This is a genomic window from Streptomyces sp. RP5T (assembly GCF_003933965.1).
Classification (GTDB): Bacteria; Actinomycetota; Actinomycetes; order Streptomycetales; family Streptomycetaceae; genus Streptomyces.
Window position 1 is genome coordinate 1 of record NZ_RSAJ01000977.1, and the last position, 1,901, is coordinate 1,901.

Below are 1,901 nucleotides of genomic sequence, written 5' to 3' on the forward strand. Positions count from 1 at the left end.
TGGTGGACCCGGTCGCCGCCGGGCAGCGGGACGGAGTGCAGGGTGTGCCAGCCCGCGCCGTCCAGGCGGTCCAGCGCCTCGCCCACGGTCTGCTCGGCCTCCAGCGCGCGTCGCCGGGGATCGCGGCGGAGCCGGTGCGCGGGCCCGGGGTCCCGGTCCAGGGCGATCTGGAGGGCCTCACCGGGCCGGTTGGGCGCGAGGTCGTCGTCCGGGTGGAGGGAGAGCCGGGCCAGTTCGGCGGGCGTCGGCACCGGGGGCGGGCCCACGGCCACCCGGCCGGTCAGGAAGGGCCCGAGGGCGTCGAGCACGTCCTCTCTGCGGTCCTCGCTCAGCAGATTGATCCGGGCCGCCTCACGGTCGTACCAGGCGATGTTCCTGCCGTCCGTGAGGCAGACGTAGAGCCGCTCCTGACCGTGCCGCCAGGTCGGTACGACGCGCAGTCCGCTCATGCACCATCACCCCAGGACCATGGGAACAGGCGGGGTGCTGCGCAGGCAAGAAGCCGGTTACCTTTGGGGTGAGTTGCCATGAGTTGCAGGGCTTGGCGCAGGGGCTTGGGGAGGCGCTGTTGCGGACCCGCAGGAAGCAACCCGACGTACCGGCTCCGGACAGGGCGTGGGACGAGATCGTGCCCGGTCTGTGGATGGGCGGGCACGAGTTCCGGGGCCTGTCCGGGCAACGGGAGTTCGCCGTCGTACGGGACGAGTTCGAGCTCGTGCAGACGCTGCTGCGGCTGCCGGGCCACGGCCCCGATCCCGGGGTCGAGCACCATGTGTGGCCGATTCCGGACGGCCCGCTGGACGGGACCCAGCTCGCGGGCGTGATGCGCCTGGCGCAGGCCGCGAGCGACGCGCTGGACGAGGGCCGCAAGGTCCTCGTCCGCTGCTACCACGGCTACAACCGCTCCGGCCTGGTCGTCGCGCACGCCCTGGTCCGCAGGGGACACACGGCCGACGCGGCGATCCGGCTGATCCGGGGCCGGCGCTCGCCGTGGGCGCTGCACAACGAGCTGTTCGTCGAGTACCTCCGGGCCGGCCTGTCGACGGCCCGGCTGCTGGAGGAGCTGACCGAGTAGGCGCGGGCGACCGAGGAGGCGCGGGCGGTACCGCGGGCCGGTACGGCCGGACGGCAAAAAGGACTTCCGTACGAATAGTGTGTACGGGGCCGACACCCCCGACCGGCCCCGATCCCAGGAGCACAGTGCCACCCGCCCGCCGCGCCCGCCGTACGACCCGCGCCGCAGCCGCCGCAGCCGCCGTCACCCTGTTGCTCGCGGCCGCGGCGGGCTGTGGCGACGCGGGCGGCCTGGTGGGCGCGGGCTCCACGCCGACCGCGATCAGCCCCGACCGGCTGTGGCCGCAGCTGACGCCCGCCTCCAGCCCGGCCTTCGAGATCGGCGAGGTGGACTCGGAGCCCGTGGCGGGCGTCTCCGTGCCCGGCGACGACATCCGCCGGGTGGATCCGGTCGCCCTCGTGCGCGCCGAGATCAAGAAGGATCCCGGCAGCTACGCCAAGGGTGGGTACGTCGAGACGGCCCACCGGATGGCGGACTGCGGGAAGGCGGGGGCGGCCGGGAAGAGGTGCCCGGTCCTGCGGCCGTACTACCGCGATCTGACCGGGGACGGGCACGAGGACCTGACGCTGGGCTTCCGGCAGCTGCCCGGCAATGTCACCGCCGTACGCGTCTACACCGTCGTCAGGCACCGGCTCGTGCGGGTCATGCGCTGGGAGGATGCGATCAGCGGGGTGGAGCTGGCCGGACACTCGGTGATCATCCGTTCGCCCTCCGAGGTGGCCGGGTACGAGTACCGGCTCCAGTGGACCTGGGACCCGCAGCAGAAGTCGATGCTGCTCACCCATGACGAGATGCTGCGCACCGGCAGCCGTGGTCTCGGCAACGC

2 protein-coding genes and 1 pseudogene are annotated in these 1,901 nt (G+C 73.3%); 2 read left to right on the forward strand and 1 reads right to left on the reverse strand.

The window, feature by feature from the left end:
- Positions 1-449, reverse strand: a pseudogene (locus tag EHS43_RS43625) (NERD domain-containing protein); the annotation flags it as partial.
- A gap of 119 nt (positions 450-568) precedes the next feature.
- Between EHS43_RS43625 and EHS43_RS43630 the strand changes: the two are divergent.
- The gene (locus tag EHS43_RS43630) at positions 569-1,075 is read left to right on the forward strand and encodes a dual specificity protein phosphatase family protein (RefSeq protein WP_185806664.1); all 507 of its coding nucleotides are present in this window, start codon (positions 569-571) and stop codon (positions 1,073-1,075) included.
- 125 nt (positions 1,076-1,200) lie between these two features.
- On the forward strand, positions 1,201-1,901 hold a 701-nt coding region (locus tag EHS43_RS43635; protein WP_125195949.1), incomplete at its 3' end, for a hypothetical protein.